Here is a 23,608-nt window from a genome sequence, read left to right as displayed (position 1 = left end):
GAAATGAAAAAAATAAAAATATTTGCCATAACAGGCAGCACGCGAAAGAATTCAAGCAATTACAAAATTTTGAAATATATTTCAGAAGAAATTAAAGATTCATTTGAGGTTGAAATATTCGAAAATATAGATAAACTTCCTCATTTCAATCCGGATTTAGACACTGAAAATCTGCCTGAAGAGGTTGTTTCTTTTAGAAATAAAATAGAAAAAGCTGATGGAGTTATCATTTGTACTCCGGAATATGTTTTCAGTTTGCCGGGAAGTTTGAAAAATGCATTAGAATGGTGTGTTTCTACTACTATTTTTTCAGGTAAAAAGACAGGTTTAATTACCGCTTCGGCTTCTGGAGAAATGGGACACGAGCAACTGATTTTAATAATGAAAACGCTGGAAGCTAACCTAAAAGAGGATACTCAATTATTAATAGCTGGTATTCGGGGAAAAATTAATGAAAAGGGAGAAATTACAAATGTAGAAACCAGTGATAAGCTGCAAAATTTTATCATTCATTACGAAAATCAATTTTCAGTATCTTAACAATCAATTAATTGATTAGTTTTACTTTTCATCTTTTTAAACAAAAATGATCACAAGAAGAAACTTTATAATAAACACAAGCCTGGCTACAGCAACAGTTTTGGCTTTACCATCATTAGCTTTTACTATGGATAAAAAAGAAATAGGTTTGCAGTTATACACCTTGCGTGACGAACTTCCAAAAGATGTAAAATCAACTTTAGAGAAAGTCGCAAAAGCGGGATATAAAACAGTCGAAACGTATGGTTTTTCTATAAAAGATCAGTTTTGGGGATTGACTCCAATTGAGTTTAAAAAAATCTTAGATACAAATAATTTAAAAGCTCCAAGCGGACATTATAATTTAGGAAGCTTTTTATATGATGGAAATTTGGAAGAAGTTAAAGCTGCGATTGAAGCTGCTCGGATTTTAAAAAACGAATATTTAACCGTTCCCTGGGTTGATGAACCTTATAGAAATGATTTTCATAAGATTGCTGCTCGTTTAAACGAAGCCGGAAAAATGTGCGCAGCTGCAGGTTTAAAACTGGCGTATCACAATCATGATTTTGAGTTTCAAAAACAGGATGAAATTACGGGATATGAAATTTTATTGAAGGAAACAGATCATGATTTAGTTTCTTTTGAATTGGATTTATATTGGGTCATTCGCTCAGGAAATGATCCAATTAAATTATTCAAAGAAAATCCGGGACGTTTTAAATTGTGGCATGTAAAAGATATGGATAAAGTAAATCCGTCTTTGAATACAGAAATAGGTTCAGGATCTATTGATTTTAAAACTATTTTTAAAGAGGCAAAACAATCCGGAATGAAACATTTTTTTGTAGAACAAGAGAATAATTATAATCCAAATGCTTTTGAAGCGATTAAAACGAGCTGTGATTTTATTTTAAAAGAATTGATTTAGGTTGAAATAATTTAAAAATGTATTTTTGTAGGAATAAAAGTAGAAAGACATGCAAAGTTTCGGAACAAGTAAAGAATTTATAAAAGGAGATGACATAGAGTGGGAAGTAGTAGGCGAAGGTATCAAACGCAAAATCCTGGCGTATGATGACAGAGTAATGCTGGTAAATGTTCATTTCGAAAAAGGCGGAGTTGGTACTTTACACGAACATTATCATACTCAGGTTACTTATGTTTCCAGCGGAAAATTTGATGTAACAATCAATGGAGTTACGCAAACCTTAAAAGAAGGCGATAGTTTTTATATTCCGCCTCATGCAATTCATGGTGTAGTTTGTTTAGAAAGCGGACTTTTAACAGATGTTTTTAGCCCAATTCGTGAAGATTTTATGCAGTCATAAGGTTTTAGGAATCAATATTTTCACGGGAATAATCTTCTGGTTTCTTTCAGGATTTGAAAAATTTATAGATTTTTTAAAGTTGTGATAAAGATTAGATTGGTATTTTTGCAAAATGAATTTATCCAAAACGAATGTCTTATTTATGGCAGCTTGCACTGGACTTATAGTTGCAAATCTGTATTACTGCCAACCCTTAATTGTATTAATTGCCAACGAATTTAAAATTCCTGAAGCCAGCGCGGGAACAATAACGTATCTAACTCAGGCCGGTTACGCTATCGGATTGTTTTTTATGGTTCCGTTGGGTGATAAACTGGAACGAAAAAAGCAAATCCTGATTACTACTTTTGCCTCGGTAATTGCTTTAATTCTTGCTGCAACGGCAAAAAGTTTCTTTCTGTTGCAAGTAGCTTCTTTGTTAATCGGAATCACTTCGATCGTACCACAACTTATTTTGCCTTTGGCTGCGTCATTAAGTGCGCCTGAACAACGAGGTAAAGTTGTAGGAACCATCATGAGCGGATTACTTGTAGGGATATTATTATCAAGAACTTTAAGCGGATTTATTGGTCAGGTTTTGGGCTGGAGATCGATGTTTTATATCGCATCCGGAATTTGTCTTTTGATCTTTTTTGTAATTCAGAATAAATTCCCGGTCAACAAACCTCAGTTTCAGGGAACTTACGGCCAGCTTATTAAATCTCTTTTTACACTTATAAAAACAGAGCCTGTTTTGCGTGAAGCCACGATGATTAATGTGTTTAGCTTTGCTCAGTTTGGGGCATTCTGGACTACAATGGTTTTATTGCTTTCAGGAGAACCTTTTGGTTTTAATAGTGCTACAATTGGTTTGTTCGGAATTGTAGGTGCTTCAGGAGCTTTAGCGGCGCCTTTAGTGGGGAAAATGGGAGATAAAGGAGGTTCGAGAGTGGCTGTTGGTTACGGTTGTTTATTGATTTTAATTAGCTTTTTGGTATTTTATTTTTCAATAGAAAGTGTGATCGGAATCGCAATTGGAATCGTTTTTATCGACATAGGAATTCAGGGAGTTCATATCTCAAACCAAACCAGAGTATATTCATTGCTTCCCGAAGCCAGAAACAGATTAAACACTGTATTTATGTCCTTTAGCTTTTTAGGAACAGCAGCCGGATCAGCTTACGGATTATTATTATGGAAATTGGGCGGATGGCATGCCGTAACTATTGGGTGTGTTGGTTTATCAGCTTTAGCATTTACAGTTTACGGTCTTACTTATAAATCAAAGTCTAAAAAATAGAAAGCACAAATTGATATAAAATTAATTTGTAAATTTGCATTTAAATTAAAAATAACAACATGGAAAACGGAATATACGCTAAATTCAACACTAGTAAAGGTTCGATTTTAGTAAAACTAACTCACGACTTAACACCGGGAACTGTAGGGAATTTTGTAGCTCTTGCAGAAGGAAATATGGAAAATAAAGTAAAACCTCAAGGACAAAAGTTCTATGACGGATTAACTTTTCACAGAGTAATTCCTGATTTCATGATTCAGGGTGGATGCCCAAAAGGAACTGGAACTGGTGATCCTGGATATAAATTTGATGATGAATTTCACCCAAGTTTAAAACACGATCGCCCGGGAGTTTTGGCAATGGCAAATTCAGGACCTGCAAGTAATGGTTCTCAGTTTTATATCACTCACGTACCAACTTCTTGGTTAGACGGAAAACACACTGTTTTTGGTCACGTAATCGAAGGTCAGGATATCGTTGATGCTGTAGCTCAAGGTGATGCTTTAGAAAGTGTTGAGATCATTAGAGTTGGAGAAGAAGCTGAAAAATTTAATGCTATTGAAGCTTTTGTAGGTTTAAAAGGTGCTCGTCTAAAAAGAGATGCAGCTTTAAAAGCAGAATCTGAAGCAAAAATGGAGCAATTGGCTGCTGGTTTTGATAAAACAGAAAGTGGTTTACGTTATAAAATGATTAATAAAGGTGAAGGTAAAAAAGCTGAAGCGGGTAAAACTGTTGCAGTTCATTACGAAGGATCTTTAGAAAACGGAAAAGTTTTTGATTCATCTTACCCACGTAAAAAACCAATCGAATTTAGATTAGGTCAGGGACAAGTTATCGAAGGATGGGACGAAGGTATTGCTTTATTACAAGTAGGTGACAAAGCTCGTTTCGTAATCCCGTCTGATTTAGCTTACGGTGCTGCAGGTGCAGGAGGAGTTATCCCGCCACACGCAACTTTGATTTTTGACGTTGAATTAATGGAAGTAAAATAAGAAAACGAAATACAATTTAGTATTGTTTTAAATAATTATCCCATAGGCTCCGGCGTATGGGATTTTTTTATATTTACTCAAAAATATAGAAAAACAATGAAATCAAAAATTTTAATCCTTGCTGCTGTAGTGTTGCTTTTAGTTTCATGCGGAACTCAAAAAACGGCTTCGGTTGCAACAACAGAACCTGTGCCGGTATTCGATACGACAAAAACCGTAGCATTGGCTCCAGAGTTAGAAGCAGGTAAAAACTTGTATGAAAACAGTTGTGCGAGATGTCATAAATTGTATGACGCAAAGAAATTTACTCAGGAAGAGTGGAAACCAATTTTAACAAGGATGCAGAAAAAAGCGAAGTTAGATGATACTCAGATGGCTTCAATTTCAAATTATTTCACTTCTCAATTGTAAGAAGTCTTTAATCTTAGATTCATAAAACTATTCAGTAAATTATTTATTGGATAGTTTTTTTTATTTAAAATAGAAAATAAAAAAACACCTTCACGAGTGAGGTGTTTAAAAAAATTAAGAGTTTTCTTCAGCTATATTATTAACTGCAACTATTTTTAGTGTTTTTATTCCGGCAGGTAGTTCCCAATCGACTTCATCATTTTCTTTAAATCCAATAATAGCAACACTTAAAGGTGCGAGTATCGAAATTTTGCTTTGTTTTAAATCTGCATATGAAGGCAAAACGATCTGAATTTTCATTTGTTTCTTTGCTTTTACATCTTCGATCGTGACATAAGAATTGATTCTTATAATCGAGTTGTCCAGTTCGCTTTCTTTACTAATTACCGCTCGGTCTAATTCTTGCGAAAGCTGATTCGCTTCTTTAGCATTTGTTGAGTTTTTACTTTTTGATATCAATTCTCTTAAAAAATGATAATCTGTTTTACAGAAAGTGGGTGTTGGTTTCATAACTATGTTTTATTTTATTATTATTAATTTATTTTGAATGTCAACGTTTTGTTTAATTTCTTTTTACAGGCTGATAAATGCATAATTTCTATTTCAAAATGCGTAATGCAAATCGAAATTTTGAAATAATGTATGTTTTGGAAATTTTTGATTGAAAGAACCAAAAAATTATTTGAGAGAGTATTTACTCTTTCAAATAAAATAAATGATTAAATCGTGGTATAAATCCTCCGCCTGAAAGAAGAAATTTGAAATAGACGGAGGCCTAATTAATAAAGGCCTTACTATGACTAATAAATACAGCAGTAAGCGGCTTTCTCGTAAGAGAAAACAACAATGTTAAGGCCGTAGATATATTTATAGTGCTCACAATGAGAATAATTAATTTGATCTGCAAAGATAGGTAAACTTTTTGAAATAGCTATAATTGTTTATTTCCATTTGATATTACACCCAATACTTGGCTTTTGTGGCTCTTTTAAACTTCTGTTGTAAATGAGAGCATCAATAGCGCTTCGAAGGTCCGTTCCGCTTAAAGGGATTCCGTTTCCGGGCCTTGAATCATCCAGCTGGCCACGGTAAAACAATTTGTCCTGATCATCAAATAAATAGAAATCAGGAGTGCATGCAGCATCAAAAGCTTTGGCAACTTCCTGGCTTTCATCATATAAATAAGGGAAATCTATTTTGTTCTGAAAAGCAAACTCAGTCATTAATTCCGGCGAATCCTGAGGGTATTTTTCGACATCATTACTGGAAATGGCAACAACACCAAGTCCCTGAACGCGATAATCATTGGCAATCATCACGATTTCGTTAATAACATGAAGTACAAACGGACAATGATTGCAAATAAAAACGACTAACGTTCCTTTTGAGCCTTTTAAATCTTCAAATGAATATGTATTATTAGAATTAGTGTCTTTTAGTTTAAAGCCCGGAGCAATTGTTCCAAGAGGTAACATATTCGAAGGAGTGCGTGCCATTTTTATACAAAATTAGTTATTCAAAAATAACCTTAATATTCTGTAAAAGAAAGAAGACAAGAACAAAAAAATATCCAAAGAAGATTTTAAAAAAGTTCTTTGGATATTCCTTACTAATAGTATTGATTTATGAATTCAAAAAGTTCAGTAAATCATTATTTAATTTGTCTTTATCTGTATAGAATAATCCGTGTGGTGCGCCTTCATAAACAATATAAGTATTTTCTCTAATGGCTTTGGCTGCTTTTTTTGATGTAAGTTCGATAGGAACAATTTTGTCATCATCGCCGTGAATAATTAAAGTAGGAACTTTTATGAAATCCAATTCTTCTCTAAAATCAGTATATGAAAAAGATTCAGCACATTTTAGAGTTGCACGAGGAGAAGCAAAAGAACACAATGTTCTGTAATATTCTAATAATGGCGTGCTTAAAGGTTTATTGATAATATTGATTCCGAAAAAAGTTTTGCCAAAATTATCTACAAATCCAATTCTGTCTTCTTTGATGGCATTTGCTGTAGTTTCGCTTTTTTCTTTTGGATGCCCATCAGGATTATCACTTGTTTGTAATAAAAACGGAACTACCGAAGAGATTAAAGCTGCTTTTGTAACTCCTTTTCCGCCGTAACGGCTAAAATAACGAACCACTTCACCGCCGCCCATTGAGAAACCCACGAGAGTTGCGTTTTCTAATTTAAGCTGCTCAATAATTTCTTTCAAATCATCAGTCAAAGTATCATAATCATAACCATCGTAAGGTTGAGACGATTTACCAAAACCCCTACGATCATAAGCAATAACCCTGTAATTGTTTTGCACTAAAAAATCGATCTGGTATTCCCACATTTCATTAGAAAGAGGCCAGCCGTGAATTAAAATTACTGGTTTTCCTTTTCCATAATCCTTTACATATAAGTTAACGTTTTTTGCAGTTTTTATATATTTATCTGTATTTAGTTCCTGAATATCAAAATCAAAATCTTTTAAAGAGTGGTCAGCATTTAAGAGGGTGTTTTCCATTTCTGTATATTTTTTTAGAGTTAGCATAATAATTTGATTCGTAAATTTAGATGCTAGAGTAAAAAAACAGGTTATAGAATTAGTACTAATAGTTACAAAATTAATAGGTTTGTAATTCAACAATACCCAAAAATAAAAATGGATTTAACGTGGAACGAATTTGAAAGAACCGATATGCGTGTCGGAACCATTATAGAAGTAAATGATTTTCCTGAAGCAAGAAAACCCGCCTATCAGCTCACAATCGATTTTGGTGCTGAAATTGGCATCCGAAAATCATCGGCACAAATTACCAAACGCTATCAAAAAGAAGATTTAGTAAACAGACAAATTGTAGCAGTTGTAAACTTCCCAAGAAAACAAATAGGCAAATTTATGAGTGAGTGCCTGGTTCTTGGCGCTGTAGGCGAGGAAGGAGACGTTATTTTATTAGCTCCCGATTTTAAAATAGAAAACGGTCTTAGGATTGGGTAGATTAGTTTTCAGTCTCGGTCTCAGTTTTCAGTCTGAACCGGAAAAGTTCGCAAAGTTTTATACAAAGCTTTGCGAACTTTTGCGTTTTTATAAAATGCTTTACGATAAAAAACCTTGCGAACTTTGCGGTTAATTTCTGCTCAAAACTGAGACTGAAAACTAAATTTTCTTTATCAATTGCTGTAATATCAATTGTCCTTCTTCCCAGTATTTTAAATCAGAATCAGAGTTGATGTGTCCTTTTTGTCCAACGTTTACAAATTCACTTCCCCATTGCGTTGCGAAATATTGTTTTCTTTCGAAAGAAGCGTAGGGATCATTTTCACTTGCTACAAGAATAGAAGGAAAAGGTAATTTATAAATAGGCATTGGCGAAAAATTACGAATAATGTCAGGAGTGTGCTGAGGTGAATCAACATCGGCAGGCGCTACTAATAAAGCACCAACAATGTTTTTATTTGAATTTGAGGCAGCCCAATGCAATACTAATGAAACAGCTAAGCTATGTGCTACAAGAATCGTTGGTTTTTCGAGTTTAGAAACTTCTTCATTCAATCTTTCGAGCCATTCTTCGCGAATGGGTTCGTCCCAATTGTCTTGTACTAAACGTATTGAGTTTTCAAATTTTTTATGCCAAAAGGTCTGCCAGTGTTTTTCGCCGGAATTTCCTAGTCCGGGTAATATTAATAATTGTGGTTCCATTGCCGTGGATTTATTTAGTGATTATTTTTTCTTTTCTTTTATAATTCGGTTGACTTCGTTTACAAGTAAAGGAAAAGCAGGTTCCGTCATTCCGTGTCCGTAACCGTCGAGCTCGTAAAGTTTGGTTTGTTTATGCCCAACGAGTTTCATCATTCTTGCCATATAAGCGTTTTCTTCGTATCGGCCTAACATTTCTAATTCGCGATCTCCGGTAATAAGTAAAAGTGGAGGAGCATCAGCACGAACAAAGAATAAAGGTGCATAAGCATCTATCGTTGGAGTAGTTTCCGGAATTCCGTTTTCTCTTCTAATTTCAAAATGAGTAATGCATTGACCGCTAAACGGAATTAATCCTGCAATTTTATTAGCATCGATTCCTTCTTTCTTTAAATATTCTTTGTTTAAACCAATCATCGAAGCCAGATAACCACCTGCAGAATGTCCTGAAACAAAAATTAAAGAAGTATCTCCACCATAATTGGCAATATTATTAAATGCCCAGGCAACCGCCGCTGCCGCATCATCAATGGCTTTTGCCGCTTTTGCTTTTGGTGATAATCTATAATTTACACCAATAATAGCAAAGCCTTTATTTTTTAAAGCTTCAGGAAGTTCTTTGCTTCCGCCGGTTAATCCTCCTCCGTGAAACCAGACAATTGTTGCGAAATTTTTAGTGTTTTTAGGATAATAAATATCCAAAACACACCTTTCATTAATATAACTGTCAGATTTATTGGTTGCTGCGTTGTAATATTGAATGTTTGATTTGGTTTCGTATTCTAATTTCTGTGAGAAAGAAGTCGTATAGATAAAGAAGAAAGTAAGTAAAAGCGTTAATTTTTTCATTTTAAAAATATTGAATTGTTGTTGTTGAGTTTTTAGTCAGTTTGAAAGTCTAAAATCTAAAAATCTAAAGTCTAAAATAATAAATTAATATATAAAAAAAGTCCAAAATGCAGAACATATTGGACTTGTACTTTTTGAAAAGTTATTTTCGACTAAATATCGTCAAAATCAATATCGGTAAAACTGGTTCTTTGTCCCTCAGGTTTATCAGAACCATATTCTTTCTTAAAATCTTTTTGGTGTCTCTCAGAAATTACTTCTTCGCCTTTGTGGTTCAAGACATATGAAGTCATTTCTTCTAGTATTTCGGCGAAAGCACTAAAATCCTCTTTGTACAAGTAGATTTTGTGTTTTTTAAAATGAAAAGAACCGTCTTCTTCGGTAAATTTTTTGCTTTCGGTAATAGTGATATAATAATCATCAGCTTTAGTAGCTCTCACATCAAAGAAATAAGTTCTTCTTCCTGCTCGTAATACTTTAGAAAAAATCTCTTCTTTTTCTAACATGTCATTTTCTCTCATAATACGTTCTATCATTTTTGGAATTAATAGTACTCAAAAATCATAAAAAATTATCTATTACGCAACATTTAAAGTAATTCTTTTTCCGAAAGTTGTTTTAAATATAACGATGCATAATATCCTTCCTGATTTATTAATTGATTATGAGAGCCTTGTTGAATGATCCTTCCGTCTTCTAAAATGATTATCTTATCTGCATTCTTTGCTGAGGATACTCTATGGCTTACAATTATTGTAGTTTTATCTTTACAGATTTCGAATAAATTATTCAAAATTGTTTCTTCTGTTTCGGTGTCTACGGCCGATAAACAATCATCAAAAAGCAATATGGCAGGATTTTTTATAATCGCACGTGCTATAGATACACGCTGCTTTTGTCCGCCCGAAAGTGTGATACCTCTTTCTCCTAAAATAGTATCGTATTGTTTGTTGAAAGCAGCAATATTATCGTGAACTACAGCATTTTTGGCAGCTTCGATTACTTCTTCGTCTGTAGCGTTTTGATTACCAAATTTTATATTGTTTTTAATGGTGTCCGAGAATAGAAAAGCATCTTGAGGCACAATTCCGATATTATTTCTCAGGTCATTTAAGTTCAAAGTACTGATTTCATTCTCATCAATTGTAATTTTTCCTTCCGTAACATCATACAAACGGGAAATCAAGGATAAAATAGTCGATTTTCCGGAACCTGTTTTTCCTAAAATAGCCAGTGTTTCTCCTTTTTTTACTGTGAATGTTACATTTTTCAACGCTTCGATATTCGTGTCTTCATACTTATAACTTACATTTTCAAAAGCAATAGAACCTTGAATGTCTGATGAATTTTCGTTTTTGTTTTTAATTTCCGGTTCCAATTTCAAAAACTCATTCAAGCGTTTCTGAGAAGCTTCTGCTTCCTGAACCATCGATGAAACCCATCCTAAAGAAGCAACGGGCCAGGTCAACATATTTACGTATAAAATAAACTCAGCGATTGTACCAATGTTAGGGATCGTTCCGTTGATGTACATAACACCTCCAAAATAAATCACCACCAAATTACTGATCCCGATTAAGGCAATCATTAAAGGGCCAAATAGCGATTGCACTTTGGCTAAATCCAGACTCTTCTTTTTGCTTTCATCGGCAAGAGCCACCATATTATTCTGGTGTTGGTTTTCTAGCGAATTTGCTTTGATAACTCTGATTCCCGAAAAAATTTCCTGAGAGAAACTTGAAACTTTCGATAAATATTGCTGAAAAGTAGTGCTTCGTTTATTGATTTCAGAACTTAATTTAAAAATGCAATACGAAAGAATCGGCAATGGTAAAATAGTATATAAGGTCAATAATGGCGAAACATTATACATATATATAATAACGATGGCAAAACGTATAAAGGTATTGATGGTATACATTACGGCCGGACCAACATACATACGCACTTTTGAAACATCTTCGCTAATACGATTCATTAAATCTCCCGTACGATTTTGTTTGTAAAAATTTTGCGAAAGATTCTCGTATTGTCTGAAAACCTCATTTTTTAAATCAAACTCGATATGGCGCGACATTACGATTAAAGTCTGGCGCATTAAAAAAGTCAGGAAACCCGCAACAATTGTAGTGGCTATGATTAGCAGTACGTTATGGATTAAGCCATCGCGATAAGAATCAATAATTACTTGCGATGTCTGATCAGCTTCTGGCAGTTTATCAAACTTTTCGATAGCATTCAAAGACTTACTAATAAGCTTAGGAGTGAATAAAGAGAATATTTGTGCGATTATAGTGATTAAAATTCCTAAAGAGAAACTATATTTATATTTTATGAAATATTTGTTTAAATAGCTTAATTCTTTCATTTTTTTATGATATTCAATGTTGATTTGTGTTGATTTTGTAAATTTTTATGAATTAAAATTAACGGAAAGTACAATTTAATCAAAACAAAACGATTGTTATATTGTTATTTTAAAGATAAAAAATTAGCACAAGTGTATTTTTTATATAAATTTGAGAAGTCTTTTTGACAAATTCATAATTTTAACTAATAAAATACTAGCGCTATGGATGCAACTTTCGCAACTGGAAAGGAACTTCAAAAAATGGATCCTGTTTTTGGTCAACTATCTTTTGATGATCACGAACAAATTGTTTTTTGCAATGACAAAGATACGGGTTTAAAAGCAATTATTGGTATTCATAATTCAGTTATGGGGCCAGCTTTAGGAGGGACCAGAATGTGGAACTATAATACCGAATGGGAAGCATTAAACGATGTTTTGCGTCTTTCAAGAGGTATGACATATAAATCTGCCATCACAGGATTGAACATTGGTGGAGGTAAAGCAGTAATTATTGGGGATGCTAAAACGCAAAAAACGCCAGAATTAATGCGCAAGTTTGGAGAGTTTGTACACTCTTTGGGCGGAAGATATATTACAGCAGAAGATGTTGGAATGGAAACTAAAGATATGGACACTGTAAGAGATGTAACGCCTTATGTTACAGGGATATCTGAAGAAAGAGGTGGTTCAGGAAATCCGTCTCCAATAACAGCTTATGGTGTTTATTTAGGAATGAAAGCTGCTGCTAAAAGTCAGTTTGGTACTGATGTTTTAGATGGTAAAAAAGTTTTGGTTCAGGGAATTGGTCACGTTGGTGAAGCTTTAGTAGAGTATTTGACTAAAGAAGGAGCAATCGTTACTATTGCTGATATCAACGAAGAAAAATTATACGAAGTAGCTCAAAAATATAACGCAACAATATTTACAGGAGAAGATTTATATGCTGCTGATGTTGATATTTATGCGCCATGTGCAATGGGAGCAACTATTAATAATGATACCGTAAATAAAATCAAAGCTAAAGTTATTGCTGGTGCTGCCAACAATCAGTTAGCTGATGAAAATATTCACGGAGCAAGATTACAGGAAAGAGGTATTTTATATGCACCTGATTTCCTAATCAACGCTGGTGGAATCATCAATGTTTATGCTGAATTAGAGCACTACGGTAAAGCCGAAATCATGACAAAAACCGAAAATATCTATAACACTACTTTAGAAATTATCGATTATGCTGTGAAAAACGGAATGACAACTCATAAAGCTGCACTTACAATTGCTCAAAATCGTATCGATTTGAGAAAAATTGAAAACGCTGCTAAAAAGTAATATTTTAGTATACAGTCTCAGTCTCAGTTTTCAGTTTATCTGGAAACTGAGACTTTTTTTTATAGGTAAAAACTGCGAATGAAAACTGCGACTTTTCAGGAAGTTTCTACAATACTGAAAACTGTGACTGAAGACTGAGACTTTTTTATGAGGTTCCTAAATCACTGAAAACTGAGACTGAAAACTGCGACTTTCTTACGCATTTTGAATAATAGTGAAAACTGCGACTTAAAACTGTGACTTTTTTACGAAATAATTTTAATATCAGGTCTTAAATACTTATTTTTGCAGACTAATTTTTAAATGTTCTTACAAGGTGGTAAATAGAAGACACATACGCGTTAAAGTAATGCAATCCATTTATGCAATGCATCAAAGCGGTTCTGATAATCTGGAAAAAGAAGAGAAGTTTCTTTTTTACAGTATCGATAATATTCAGGATTTATATCTTATAATGCTTTCTTCATTGATTGAAATTTGCAAAAAAGAATCTGTTTTTTTACATCTTTCAAGCAAAAAACATCTTGCAACTGCTGCAGAACGTAATCCGAACGAAAAGTTCATCAATAACAAAATTTTCCAACTTCTTGCCGAAAGCAACTCTTTGAGTATTGCTTTAGAAAATCGTAAAATCAACAACTGGTCGTTGAATGATGATTATATTATTTTACTTTTAAATGATATTAAATCAAGTGATTTGTATGCAAAATACATGAGCACGACAACCAATACTTTTGAGGAAGACAGACAATTTGTAATCGATTTATTTGCTGATGTAATTGTTCCTAACGAAAAATTATATGAGTATTTAGAAGATGATAAATTAACCTGGGTTGATGATATTCCGGTTGTAAATACACATATCGTTAAACAATTAAAAGCAATTAAAACTCAGGATCCTGACGATTTTAGAGTGCCAAAATTGTATAAAGATGTTGAAGATAAAGATTTTGCTAAAGATTTGTTTAGAAGAACAGTTTTAAACGAATCTATTCTTGCAAAAGAATACGACGATAAAACACCAAACTGGGACAGTGAAAGAATCGCTGAAATAGATACTATTATTTTGAAAATGGCAATTTGTGAGTTTTTAAAATTTCCTTCGATTCCAGTAAAAGTAACTCTTAACGAATATTTAGAAATTGCAAAAGAGTATTCTACACCAAAAAGTAGTATTTTTATCAACGGAATTTTAGATAATCTTGTTAAAGAGCTTACTGCTAATAAAAAGATGGTTAAAGTTGGACGTGGTTTGATGTAAAATGAATTAAATTTCAATTTTTCACTCTCAGCGAAGACGACGAGCCAAAAAAACATAAATATTAATAACAAAAATAAAAACTGAATACTATGCAAGATTTAATGAAATTTGCTCCTTATTTACTAATGTTTGTAGTGTTGTATTTCTTCATGATCAGACCACAACAAAAAAGAGCAAAAAACGAAAAAGAATTTGAAAGCAGCCTGAAAGTAGGTGATAAAATAATTACAAAAAGTGGTTTTCACGGTAAAATTGTTGAACTTGCTGAAACAAGCGCAGTGATTGAAACAATGTCTGGAAAATTAAAAATTGAGCGTTCAGCTATTTCTATGGAAATGAGTGCTGCTTTGAAAAAAGCTTAATACTTTTTTTAGAGATTCCAATAAAAAATCCCAAATTCCAATTTTACGATTGGAGTTTGGGATTTTTTTATTGTCATCCTGAGCGAAGTCGAAGGATCACACTAGAAGCTCGACAACGTTCGTCGACAATATTTGCGGAGTTCCTTGTGTGATCCTTCCTCCGTCAGGAGGACAAGATTGCGAAGTAAACTTTGACAAAGGTTTATATTTACAATTGGAATTTGGAATTTTAAATATTGGAATTTTAAATATTGGAATTTAAATCATCTGTATTTATCATTCAACCCAATATTTCCTAATATCATAGGAATCACTTTCTCGATTCTCGAAAGCTTAGTTTTCTCTTGTTTAGCACTTTCGATATATTCTAAAAATTCATGCTGTTTGTAAGGGCTGAATTTTTGAAATGCTTCTGCTAAAGATGGATTCGAATCCATTTCTTTTTGGAGCAACTCAGAAACAATAGTTTCTTTTTTTGAAGGTTTTATAATTTTTCCCTGCTTTTCGTTTTCTATCGCTTCTAAGATATATGCTAAAACTTCTTTTTCATTGACTTCTTCTTTTGAAGTAAATCGCCATTGACGTAAAGATTTTGTCTTGTCTTCCTGAGCGTTGATGAGTTTCTTTTTCTCATCTTTTAGAAAAACGCCATTAAAAAACCAGATCGTAAAATACTCTTTAAAACCTCCAATTCCGACAACATTTTTTTTATTGAAAACATAAACCGGGCCGCCCCATTTTATGGTTTCAACCAGTTCGGTTTTGTCAATAATTGATTTCAGGAAAAGTAATTCTTCTTCCCATTGATTGACTTTGTCCCAAACATGCTTTTTATCGGAAGTGGGTTCCAAATTTATCTTTTTCTTTTAGGTTTTTCGGTTACATCAAAAGCGCCTGGAATTGCAGTTAATTCGGCAATTTTTACAATTACATCAGTTGCTTTCTGGATGCTTTCGGCAGGAACATATTCGTATTTTCCGTGAAAGTTATGACCACCCGCAAATATATTCGGGCAAGGTAATCCCATAAACGATAATTGCGATCCATCAGTTCCGCCACGAATAGGTTTAATGATCGGTTTGATACCCAATTCTCTCATTGCTTTTTCGGCAATGTCAACAATATGTTTTACTGGCAATACTTTTTCTTTCATATTGTAATACTGATCTTTTACTTCGGCAGTTACAATATCTTCACCAAATTGTTTAGCGAATTTTTTATTGATTTTCTTGGCAATTTTTCCAATCAGATCTTTTCGTTTTTCGAATTTCAACTTGTTGTGGTCACGAATAATCAATTCTAAAACCGTTTCTTCGATGCTTCCGGTTATGTGGTGAACGTGAAAAAATCCTTCGTAACCTTTGGTTTCCTGAGGAGTTTCTCCTTTAGGAAGTTCGTTGATGAAATCATTTGCAATCAACATCGAATTGATCATTTTTCCTTTGGCATAACCCGGGTGAACGCTTTTTCCTTTGAAAGTAATTTTGGCTCCAGCCGCATTAAAATTTTCATATTCTAATTCACCAATCTGGCTTCCGTCCATTGTGTAAGCCCATTGTGCGCCAAATTTCTCTACATCAAAATGGTGAGCACCACGACCAATTTCTTCATCAGGCGTAAAACCAATTCTGATTTTTCCGTGTTTAATTTCAGGATGCTGAATTAAGTATTCCATTGCCGAAACAATCTCGGTAATTCCGGCTTTATCATCGGCACCTAACAAAGTAGTTCCGTCAGTAGTGATGATCGTTTGTCCTTTATATTGTAATAAATCTTTAAAGTAATTTGGAGATAAAACAATGTTTTTTTCAGCGTTTAAGACGATATCTTTTCCATCGTAATTCTCTATAATTTGAGGTTTTACGTTAGCTCCGCTAAAATCAGGAGAAGTATCAAAATGCGAAACAAAACCAATCGTGGGTACTTCATGCTCTACATTACTGGGCAAAGTTGCCATGATATAAGCTTTGTCATCTATGGTAACATCTGCAAGACCAATTGTTTTTAGTTCTTCGACTAATTTATTGGCAAGATTCCATTGTTTTTCTGTACTTGGAGTGGTATTTGAATTTGGGTCTGACTCAGTATCAATAGTTACGTAACTGATAAAACGATCTATAATATGTTGCATTTGTTTAATTTTTAGCAAATATAAGCAAATAATCAGGCGTTGTGAAGCTCTAAATTATGAAAAATGAAAAAACGAGTTGAAAAATGTTTGACACGAATTTCACGAATTAGCACTAATTTTAACTGTTTGTTTAAAACTTAAAAATCCAATTTCACGAATCTTATTGGTGAAATTGGATTTATATTTAAATTAGTTCGTAAAAATTCGTCAAATTACTTCGCTTGTTCCCTTCGGTCGGGTAGTGGCGACTTTTTTTTAAAAATTATTGCACACATCTAAAACCAATATGGTTTGCTGGTGATTTATAATCACCTTTTCCTCTGGTGCCTACCATATAACGGGTGCAATATTGATCGGTACATAAAAAGGATCCTCCACGCTGAACTTTTTTAGGTAAATTTGGTTCTCCCGGATCGTATGATGATTCTGGCCCTTGAGGATTTTTGGCTACTTTGCCACTTTGTTTTAAAACATCATAATAATCTGCGGTATACCAGTCGTTCGTCCATTCCCATACATTTCCTCCAATGTCATAAAGGCCATAAGGATTTGGTTCAAATTGAGCTGTAGGAGCAATGCCAATATAACCATCTTCTCCTGTATCACCTTTTTCTATAGGAAACTGTCCTTGGTATATATTAGCCTGAAATTTTCCTTTTGGTTTTAAAGTATTTCCCCAAGAATATAGTTGTCCTGATTTTCCGCCGCGTGCAGCAAATTCCCATTCGGCTTCACTTGGTAATCTTTTACCTGCCCATTTTGCATAAGCGGCAGCATCATCGTACGAAATTTGAACCACAGGATAATTACCTCTCCCTTTTATAGAACTTCCGGCACCTTCAGGATGTCTCCAGTCTGCTCCCTGAACATAAGACCACCATTGCATATAATTACCCAGATTTACCTTAGCAGGTGTAGGAGTAAACACGGCAGATCCGGCCACTAAATTTTCTAATGGTGCATCAGGATATTCTTCGTGAGTAGGTTTTATCTCGGCTAAAGTTACATAGCCTGTAGCTTTTACAAAAGCTTCAAATTGATCGTTGGTTACTTCGGTTTGATCCATATAGAAACCGTCTACATATACCTGATGTATGGGAGCGGCATCTTTTGTAACGCCTTTTATACTGCATAAACTTTCGTCTTCGACATTGCTGCCCATAGAGAATTCTCCGCCGGGAATCCAGACCATACCTTTTGGAGCTTTATTTAAGGGAGGTTTGTTTTTATTTTCGATGGTGGGTTTAAATAAAGATGCATCAGAAGTATTTGGAGTTTCTGCACAATCCATTGCAGCCAATTTTTGTTTTGGAACAATAATTTTAGTGTAGCCATAAGCAATTGAAATGATTGAGATGGTAAGAATTGCTAAAATCCAATAAGTTTTGTTTTTCATTATAGTTGATTTTGTGGTGGTCTGTATAATAGGGTATAAAGTTAAAAAAATAACCTAAATCATAGTTGTCCTATGGAGTTAATTACTATTCTTTTTCAACATCAACAACTTCATATTTATTTTTACCGTCAACCTGAACGGGTTGATAATAAGTTTCGCCAAATTTCACATATTTTACATCTCCTATAGTGACTTCTTCACCTCCTTCAGGTAAATTATCGACAACGGTTCCTGCTGTTGGAGGAACTACTTTATAACTGCTTCCATCTTTTTCATAATACGTTCCGCCATAATAGTAATTATTGACGGTTCCTGTATTGACTGTTTCGGCTCCACTTGGTATATTATTTACAGTTCCTCCTACAGGCGCGGGAACAGCGGTATAACCTCCACTGGTTGGAGTATACCAAACACCTTGGTCATAATGATATTGAGTACTTTCGACACTTACAACAATTGCTGTAACGGCCAAAGTTGCTGCAAAAAATCCCCACGGATGCCAAACCGGGCCCCAATAAAAAGGAGTGTAAGGGTGAAAATAGTATGGATGATAAGCACGATATCGATAACCACCATATACGTACGGCGGACGTGCATAAGGTCGTACACCAGGTCTGACTACTGTGTTGCGATTGTTGCGAACATGTACACTGTTATTGACATTGATATTTACATTATTTCTATTTCTGTTTACAGTGTTACCGCTAATATTGGTATTTCTGTTTCTATTATTAGTAACAGTATTGCCGCTAATTTTAGAATTTGAGTTAGCAGGTCTGGTAACTTTAGTTCCTGAACCGTTTGCTCCCGGTCTGTTTGTTCTGGCAGGTCTGTTTACGGCAGGTCTGGATTGAGTAGCCGGTCTTGCGGGTCTAGCCTGAGCTGCTCCGCCACCTCTGTGCGCTCCTCCTCCGCCATGACGTTGTGCGATACTATCAATTGAAATCAAAAAAAAGAATCCCACTAAGCATAGAGCTGCTGTATTTCCAAGTGAATTTTTTATGTTTTTCATTTTCAGTGTTTTATATTAGTTAAAGTTATTAAAAAAAATAATCGCTATACGAAAATTAGGATAAAATTTTTTAGGCAATATTATGATTTACTGCCTTTTATGAGGTTATAAAAGCTGCTGTTTTAGTATAATCTACAATGATATATCCCATTGAATTCTAAAGCGCCATCCTTGTTCAAGAGGCAGGCTTTTATCCTGAAAACTAAAATAGCTAACCTCAGATGTAAGTTTATTTTTGTGTCCTTTAAAAAACCAATTAAAAGCGATTGTCGTTTCGTCCTGTAAGTTTTGTCTCATCGAATTGTCAGGTCTGTAGGCAGCGTGCCTTCCTGCCATTTCTAAGTGTTGCGGCCACCAATCAAAAACATTATGAAAAAAATATCCTGCCTGCACATAATATCCTTTTAATGTCGTTGTATCATCATTGTTTAATTTGTCTATGATTTTTTTGGTATGCCATTCGCTTTGCCAGGAAAAACCACGGTACATAAATGCAGTTTCAAGATTCCATTGATTGACACGATATTGGCCTGGAAGCCCGTTTTCGTAACCATCTAAAGAACCACCTCCTGATTGCGAAAATCGCGTATACGGACTGCGATTTGTTAATCCTGAAAAGGCAATAATAGGAGTTGGTTTTTCATGAAACTCTAAATCACTGCCTTCAAAATCAAGGAATCTTCCCAGAAAATTCCATTGTGCGCGACCAAAATACATGAGATTATTATCGTCATTGGCAGTATTTCCGCGTCCTGTTCCTGTTAGAGCTGCAGCCCAGTAATTAAAATCAGCAATGCCGCGTCCTTTTAAATGTCCGTATACTTCAACTCCCATTTGTCTGTCTACAGTAAAATCCCGATTGATAAAAGAGCGATCTACAGTTTGCTGTTCGCCACTACTTATAAATCGTTCACGGGTATATTCAACTTTCCATTGACCAACTTTAAAACTCATCCATTTCCATTTTTCGATCATGATTCTAAAATCCAGTAAATTAGACTGGCTCAGTTCATATTCCCAATAATATTTTAACCAGGGTTCAAAAGCATGTCCGCCTACTTTTAATCGGGCACGATTAATTTTGAAAGTCGTTTGTTTGTCCTGACTATAATCATCATAAGTCAGTGGATCCTGATCGTTTGGAGTAGAAAATCGAAACTGTAAACGGCTTTGTAACTGAAAAAGAAATTTATTGTCTTTGGTACGCAATTCGATTCCTTTGTCTCCATGTCTAAAAGTAATAATCTTGGTTGTATCTTTTTCTAACTGTGCCTCAACAGAGATACTTAAAAAAAATATTAGAAGTGAAAGTAAGCCTTTTTGTAGATGTATTATTTTATTTGAATGGTACATAGGCTTGATTGGGTTACATAATTTGATACTGATTATTATTACTTATTTACCTCCAAAGTTTTTTGCAATTCCTAAACCAATTCCCCAGCTGTCATAAGCATTCCATTTAAGATCATAACTGAATGTTCCAAAGATTTCCCAGTTTTTTGGAAGTTCATAACCGTATTCTGCACCAACGCGGGTCAGAAAATAGTTTTCTTCTTTGGCAAATTCACCTCCAAATCCTAAAAGAAAGCTCCAGGATTCGCTTGGTTTGTAAATTCCCATAAGTGCCGGAGCAATAGGATAACTTCTTTCTACGGTTTCATTATCGTCATCGTTTGCATATACTTTTTCGACTTTAAATTTTTCAATTACAAAATCGGTATGAAGACCTATAGCCCAGTTTTTATGAAACTGAAAAGTATAATCAACTCCCCATGCCGGAAGGCTTAAAACCTCACGATTTTCTTCGTCATCTCTTCCCTCAAAAACATGAACATGATTAATTGAAATCCCAATTTGATGATGGGGTTTAAAAACTTCTTTTTCCTCACTTTCCTGAGCTACAGATTTATTAGTAAGAATGCTAACCAGACTAAAGAGAAGTGCAAAAAGAAAAGATTTTTTAAAATAACTACTAATTCCGTATAGCATTTTGGTGTTTATTAAATCCGACTTTAGTTTAGAAGTTTAAAATTAAAGAATAAAAAGTCTGGTAACCTGACTTAAAGACTTTAAGATGTTTCATTTTATAATTTGCAACATTAAAAGATGGATTTTCTACTTAATACCATTTTCTTTTTAAGTTAGGATAGCTTTAAAAGATAAAAATGAAAGCCTTTTATGATTTTATTATCTGGAATTTGAGGGTTTAATTAATTCGAAAAATGACTTAAAAACATATACTAATTTGTTTCTGTAAAAAAAGAGCCACTTTCAAGTATTATAATTAAATTTGCAATCGAAAAAAACACACAACACTATTATGTATAAATTGATAATTCGCCCGATACTTTTTTGGTTTGATCCCGAGGAAGTGCATTACTTTACTTTTTCATTTGTTAAATTCATTTCGAAAATTCCTGGAGTTTCATCAATTATAAAATCAATATACGAAGTAAAAGATACACGTTTAGAGCGTGAAGTTTTCGGAATTAAATTCAAAAATCCGGTAGGACTTGCCGCAGGATTCGACAAAGATGCCAAGCTATACAAGGAATTTTCAGATTTTGGTTTTGGTTTTATCGAAATAGGAACCGTAACGCCGGTAGGTCAGGAAGGAAATCCGAAGAAACGTTTGTTCAGGTTAAAAGCTGATCAGGCGATTATTAACCGAATGGGTTTTAATAATGGTGGAGTTCTTGAAGCCGTAGAACGTTTGAAAAAGAATTCAGGAGTTTTGATTGGCGGAAACATTGGTAAAAATAAAGTTACTCCAAACGAAAATGCCGTAGACGATTATATCATTTGTTTTGATGCACTGTTTGATCATGTTGATTATTTTGTTGTGAATGTGAGTTCTCCAAACACTCCAAATTTAAGAGCCTTACAAGACAAAGAACCTTTAACAGCTTTATTACAAACATTGCAAAACAGAAATGTAGAAAAGCAAAAAACAAGTACTCAAAAAATAAAGCCAATACTTTTAAAAATTGCCCCGGATCTTACAGATGAGCAATTATTAGATATTATTGATATTGTAAAAACGACTCAAATTGCGGGTGTAATTGCAACAAACACTACAATTTCAAGAGAAGGTTTACAATCTGAAAATCAAGCGGAAATGGGAGGATTGTCTGGGAAACCATTAACCAAACGTTCTACAGAAGTAATTCGTTTTCTATCTGAAAAAAGCAATAAAGCATTCCCAATTATTGGAGTAGGCGGGATACATTCTGCAGATGATGCCATCGAAAAACTAAATGCCGGAGCAAGTTTGGTACAATTGTATACCGGATTTATTTACGAAGGTCCGGCTTTGGTAAAAGCAATTAATAAAAAAGTTCTAGAGCAATTGTAAAAGCAGCGCCTGAACAATTAATCCTGTAATAATAGAAATTCCAAAACTCATCAAAGTACCAATCATAACGTACTCGGTGAGTTTTCTGTCTTTAGCCTCTTTTAGATCTCCAAACCTAAAAATAGATTTAGCAGCCAATAAAAATCCAATCGCTTCAAAATGCCCTGTTAAGATGAAACAGAATACAAATAGTCTTTCCAGTATTCCAATATAATTCCCTGCCGTAGCAAGCGAATTATCGTTGTGACTATTCTGGCTTTCCGGCGTCCAGATCGAAATAATGGTTTTAATAAAAATAGAAGTAGGTTTGGTAATCAATAAAACACCGGTGATTAAAATCCAAAACTGATTATTGAACCATTGAAACTGTATTGGTTCGCCTTTGTAAAGTAATACAACTCCAATTAAAATTAAAACATGCGCAATTTGGTCCAGTACAAACCAGGTACGTTTTGTTTTTTTCTTCTGAAAATTGAGTTTGATCAAATCGATAATGCCATGCGTAACAGCAATTAAAACAGCATAAGGTATAAACTGAATTTCCCTAACCAAAATTGCAGCCAGGATTCCGTGTAAAAGAATATGAAGATATAAATAAATGCTTTTATGTTTTTTAGCTTCTTTATCGGCTACCCATGAGTTGGGCTGCCATATAAAATCGCCTAATAAATGTGCTAAAAGTAGTTTTATAAATAAAATCATGGCGTTGTAAGTTGCTTTATTTGGGTTCTAAAATAACGATCTAATTGCAATACCAAATCAAATTGGGCACGTTTTTGTCTACGGCTCACCGCAGCTTGATTGATGCCTAATTTTTGCCCTAATTCTTCTTGCGATAAAGTAGGGTTTTCTATTGCAGCGGCTACAAATTCAGCCTGTTGTGCCAGCCAGTTGTCCATAAAGGTCAAAGCAAGCTGAAGCATCAAATTTAGCTTTTCATCAAAAACAGCATCACCGGTTCTTATGGCTAAAGTTACCTTTTGTTTTTTTAAAGTTTCAAAAAGTTCTCCCGAATGTATAAAAGCACCACCATTACTTTCGGATATTTTCTCTGCTTCATGCGTTTTATCACCAAAACCTATACTCATTCGGGCATCTAATTTTAAGGCTCTTAAATGCGCTTTTATTAAAATTGCAGACCATAGCGCTTCTTCGGGATTTTTGATTTCGATCTGGAACTCATCGCCTCTGTAAACTTCCCATTGACTTGGCGTTTCTCCAAACGGAGAAAGGATTTTTTTCAAATCCTCTACCCAATGTTTAGACGTTTGTTGTCTTGAACCAATAATATCTCCGGTAATTACGCTTGTCATAATTCAAATATAATTAAAAATAAAT

Annotated in this window: 26 protein-coding genes; 11 read left to right on the top strand and 15 right to left on the bottom strand. The window is 34.1% G+C overall.

The window, feature by feature from the left end; translation table 11 throughout:
• Positions 1–3: 3 nt before the first annotated feature.
• The 6 genes from ACIDC4_RS04540 (at position 4) to ACIDC4_RS04515 (ending at position 4,532) form a co-directional block, all read left to right on the top strand.
• On the top strand, positions 4–540 hold the full coding sequence (locus ACIDC4_RS04540) for an NADPH-dependent FMN reductase (RefSeq protein ID WP_412041930.1): 537 nt from the start codon (positions 4–6) through the stop codon (positions 538–540).
• Positions 541–586: 46 nt separating this feature from the next.
• Positions 587–1,450 (top strand): sugar phosphate isomerase/epimerase family protein, encoded by an 864-nt coding sequence (locus ACIDC4_RS04535; protein ID WP_412041929.1) that lies wholly within the window; start codon positions 587–589, stop codon positions 1,448–1,450.
• 49 nt (positions 1,451–1,499) lie between these two features.
• Complete coding sequence (locus ACIDC4_RS04530) at positions 1,500–1,850, top strand: cupin domain-containing protein (RefSeq protein WP_412041928.1); 351 nt, start codon at positions 1,500–1,502, stop codon at positions 1,848–1,850.
• A 142-nt stretch (positions 1,851–1,992) separates the two neighbouring features.
• Positions 1,993–3,129: an MFS transporter gene (locus ACIDC4_RS04525; RefSeq protein WP_246860220.1), complete on the top strand. Its 1,137-nt coding sequence runs from the start codon at positions 1,993–1,995 to the stop codon at positions 3,127–3,129.
• A gap of 59 nt (positions 3,130–3,188) precedes the next feature.
• Positions 3,189–4,121, top strand: a complete 933-nt coding sequence (locus ACIDC4_RS04520; RefSeq protein ID WP_083694978.1) for a peptidylprolyl isomerase — start codon at positions 3,189–3,191, stop codon at positions 4,119–4,121.
• A gap of 96 nt (positions 4,122–4,217) precedes the next feature.
• Positions 4,218–4,532, top strand: coding sequence for a cytochrome c (locus ACIDC4_RS04515; RefSeq protein ID WP_412041927.1), 315 nt, complete (start codon positions 4,218–4,220; stop codon positions 4,530–4,532).
• Between the two features lie 114 nt (positions 4,533–4,646).
• Here ACIDC4_RS04515 and ACIDC4_RS04510 read toward each other — a convergent pair whose 3' ends face one another.
• The 3 genes from ACIDC4_RS04510 to ACIDC4_RS04500 form a co-directional block, all read right to left on the bottom strand.
• On the bottom strand, positions 4,647–5,042 hold the full coding sequence (locus tag ACIDC4_RS04510) for a GreA/GreB family elongation factor (RefSeq protein ID WP_230036320.1): 396 nt from the start codon (positions 5,040–5,042) through the stop codon (positions 4,647–4,649).
• 431 nt (positions 5,043–5,473) lie between these two features.
• Positions 5,474–6,028, bottom strand: a complete 555-nt coding sequence (locus ACIDC4_RS04505; RefSeq protein WP_412041926.1) for a thioredoxin family protein — start codon at positions 6,026–6,028, stop codon at positions 5,474–5,476.
• Positions 6,029–6,155: 127 nt separating this feature from the next.
• Positions 6,156–7,049: an alpha/beta fold hydrolase gene (locus tag ACIDC4_RS04500; RefSeq protein WP_412041925.1), complete on the bottom strand. Its 894-nt coding sequence runs from the start codon at positions 7,047–7,049 to the stop codon at positions 6,156–6,158.
• Positions 7,050–7,187: 138 nt separating this feature from the next.
• Between ACIDC4_RS04500 and ACIDC4_RS04495 the strand changes: the two genes are divergently transcribed.
• On the top strand, positions 7,188–7,523 hold the full coding sequence (locus tag ACIDC4_RS04495) for a tRNA-binding protein (protein WP_271335413.1): 336 nt from the start codon (positions 7,188–7,190) through the stop codon (positions 7,521–7,523).
• A gap of 159 nt (positions 7,524–7,682) precedes the next feature.
• Here ACIDC4_RS04495 and ACIDC4_RS04490 read toward each other — a convergent pair whose 3' ends face one another.
• From ACIDC4_RS04490 to ACIDC4_RS04475, 4 genes are all read right to left on the bottom strand, one after another.
• On the bottom strand, positions 7,683–8,225 hold the full coding sequence (locus ACIDC4_RS04490) for an RBBP9/YdeN family alpha/beta hydrolase (RefSeq protein ID WP_412041924.1): 543 nt from the start codon (positions 8,223–8,225) through the stop codon (positions 7,683–7,685).
• A gap of 21 nt (positions 8,226–8,246) precedes the next feature.
• A complete protein-coding gene (locus ACIDC4_RS04485) occupies positions 8,247–9,071 on the bottom strand; it encodes an alpha/beta hydrolase (RefSeq protein WP_412041923.1) in 825 nt (274 codons plus the stop codon).
• Between the two features lie 152 nt (positions 9,072–9,223).
• Positions 9,224–9,592: a PUR family DNA/RNA-binding protein gene (locus ACIDC4_RS04480; RefSeq protein WP_017495419.1), complete on the bottom strand. Its 369-nt coding sequence runs from the start codon at positions 9,590–9,592 to the stop codon at positions 9,224–9,226.
• 68 nt (positions 9,593–9,660) lie between these two features.
• The gene (locus ACIDC4_RS04475) at positions 9,661–11,439 is read right to left on the bottom strand and encodes an ABC transporter ATP-binding protein (RefSeq protein WP_412041922.1); all 1,779 of its coding nucleotides are present in this window, start codon (positions 11,437–11,439) and stop codon (positions 9,661–9,663) included.
• A gap of 204 nt (positions 11,440–11,643) precedes the next feature.
• Between ACIDC4_RS04475 and ACIDC4_RS04470 the strand changes: the two genes are divergently transcribed.
• From ACIDC4_RS04470 to yajC, 3 genes are all read left to right on the top strand, one after another.
• Positions 11,644–12,753, top strand: a complete 1,110-nt coding sequence (locus ACIDC4_RS04470) for a Glu/Leu/Phe/Val family dehydrogenase (RefSeq protein ID WP_305038385.1) — start codon at positions 11,644–11,646, stop codon at positions 12,751–12,753.
• 349 nt (positions 12,754–13,102) lie between these two features.
• On the top strand, positions 13,103–14,014 hold the full coding sequence (gene nusB, locus ACIDC4_RS04465) for a transcription antitermination factor NusB (protein ID WP_412041921.1): 912 nt from the start codon (positions 13,103–13,105) through the stop codon (positions 14,012–14,014).
• 89 nt (positions 14,015–14,103) lie between these two features.
• Complete coding sequence (yajC, locus tag ACIDC4_RS04460; protein WP_412041920.1) at positions 14,104–14,376, top strand: preprotein translocase subunit YajC; 273 nt, start codon at positions 14,104–14,106, stop codon at positions 14,374–14,376.
• Positions 14,377–14,639: 263 nt separating this feature from the next.
• Here yajC and ACIDC4_RS04455 read toward each other — a convergent pair whose 3' ends face one another.
• The 6 genes from ACIDC4_RS04455 to ACIDC4_RS04430 all read right to left on the bottom strand — a co-directional run bounded on the left by ACIDC4_RS04455 (position 14,640) and on the right by ACIDC4_RS04430 (position 20,904).
• Positions 14,640–15,227 (bottom strand): YdeI/OmpD-associated family protein, encoded by a 588-nt coding sequence (locus tag ACIDC4_RS04455; RefSeq protein ID WP_412041919.1) that lies wholly within the window; start codon positions 15,225–15,227, stop codon positions 14,640–14,642.
• 2 nt (positions 15,228–15,229) lie between these two features.
• Positions 15,230–16,507 carry a peptidase T gene (pepT, locus tag ACIDC4_RS04450; protein WP_412041918.1) on the bottom strand — a complete coding sequence of 426 codons (1,278 nt, stop codon included), beginning with the start codon at positions 16,505–16,507 and terminating at the stop codon, positions 15,230–15,232.
• 262 nt (positions 16,508–16,769) lie between these two features.
• Positions 16,770–17,903, bottom strand: coding sequence for a formylglycine-generating enzyme family protein (locus ACIDC4_RS04445; RefSeq protein ID WP_412041917.1), 1,134 nt, complete (start codon positions 17,901–17,903; stop codon positions 16,770–16,772).
• Between the two features lie 85 nt (positions 17,904–17,988).
• Positions 17,989–18,915, bottom strand: a complete 927-nt coding sequence (locus ACIDC4_RS04440) for a DUF6515 family protein (RefSeq protein WP_412041916.1) — start codon at positions 18,913–18,915, stop codon at positions 17,989–17,991.
• Positions 18,916–19,047: 132 nt separating this feature from the next.
• Positions 19,048–20,268 carry an OprO/OprP family phosphate-selective porin gene (locus ACIDC4_RS04435; RefSeq protein WP_412041915.1) on the bottom strand — a complete coding sequence of 407 codons (1,221 nt, stop codon included), beginning with the start codon at positions 20,266–20,268 and terminating at the stop codon, positions 19,048–19,050.
• A gap of 42 nt (positions 20,269–20,310) precedes the next feature.
• The gene (locus ACIDC4_RS04430) at positions 20,311–20,904 is read right to left on the bottom strand and encodes a hypothetical protein (protein WP_412041914.1); all 594 of its coding nucleotides are present in this window, start codon (positions 20,902–20,904) and stop codon (positions 20,311–20,313) included.
• Between the two features lie 331 nt (positions 20,905–21,235).
• Here ACIDC4_RS04430 and ACIDC4_RS04425 point away from each other — a divergent pair, with 331 nt between their 5' ends.
• Entirely contained in the window at positions 21,236–22,270 is a 1,035-nt protein-coding gene (locus ACIDC4_RS04425) for a quinone-dependent dihydroorotate dehydrogenase (protein WP_412041913.1), read from the top strand.
• Here the strand turns inward: ACIDC4_RS04425 and ACIDC4_RS04420 are convergent.
• Together ACIDC4_RS04420 and ACIDC4_RS04415 are read right to left on the bottom strand one after the other, a co-directional pair.
• Positions 22,256–22,972, bottom strand: a complete 717-nt coding sequence (locus tag ACIDC4_RS04420) for a DUF3307 domain-containing protein (protein WP_412041912.1) — start codon at positions 22,970–22,972, stop codon at positions 22,256–22,258. The genes ACIDC4_RS04425 and ACIDC4_RS04420 overlap by 15 nt on opposite strands.
• A complete protein-coding gene (locus ACIDC4_RS04415; RefSeq protein ID WP_412041911.1) occupies positions 22,969–23,583 on the bottom strand; it encodes a SatD family protein in 615 nt (204 codons plus the stop codon). Before ACIDC4_RS04415 ends, ACIDC4_RS04420 begins: the two co-directional genes overlap by 4 nt.
• Positions 23,584–23,608: the final 25 nt, after the last annotated feature.

The sequence above is a fragment of the Flavobacterium sp. C3NV genome, from assembly GCF_046825355.2.
Classification (GTDB): domain Bacteria; phylum Bacteroidota; class Bacteroidia; order Flavobacteriales; family Flavobacteriaceae; genus Flavobacterium.
The sequence above is the reverse complement of the archived record's forward strand: the minus strand, read 5'-3'. Positions and strand labels throughout refer to the sequence as shown.